This window comes from Xylophilus sp. ASV27 (assembly GCF_016428875.1).
Classification (GTDB): Bacteria; Pseudomonadota; Gammaproteobacteria; order Burkholderiales; family Burkholderiaceae_C; genus Xylophilus.
The window spans coordinates 1-398 of sequence record NZ_JAELTO010000302.1 but is presented as its reverse complement, the minus strand read 5'-3'; the positions used below and the strand labels follow the sequence as shown (position 1 = coordinate 398).

The following is a 398-nucleotide window of genomic DNA, read 5'->3' as shown; positions in this document are numbered from 1 at the left end:
CCCCCCCCCCCCCCCCCCCCCCCCCCCCCCCCCCCCCCCCCCCCCCCCCCCCCCCCCCCCCCCCCCCCCCCCCACCCTCCCCCCCCCCCCCCCCCGAACCACACTAGGTTCTCTTCGTCGGCAGCGTCAGATGTGTATAAGCCCCCCCAGCCGGAAGTGATGCTCGACATCACGCCCCTGCCCAAGCGCGACCGCTCCACCAAGTCGGAGCCGGCGGAGCCGGAAGAGGCCACCGCAGACTCTTCCGGCTCCTGTCTCTTATACACATCTCCGAGCCCACGAGACCGTACAGGAAATCGCGTATGGCGTCGTGTGCTTGAAAAGGGGGGGGGGGGGGGGGGGGGGGGGGGGGGGGGGGGGGGGGGGGGGGGGGGGGGGGGGGGGGGGGGGGGGGGGGG

At 76.9% G+C, this 398-nt stretch carries 1 protein-coding gene; it reads left to right on the top strand.

The annotated features are described in order from the left end of the window. Window positions 1-159: 159 nt before the first annotated feature. On the top strand, window positions 160-398 hold a 239-nt coding region (locus tag JHD63_RS24335; protein ID WP_304952657.1), incomplete at its 3' end, for a hypothetical protein.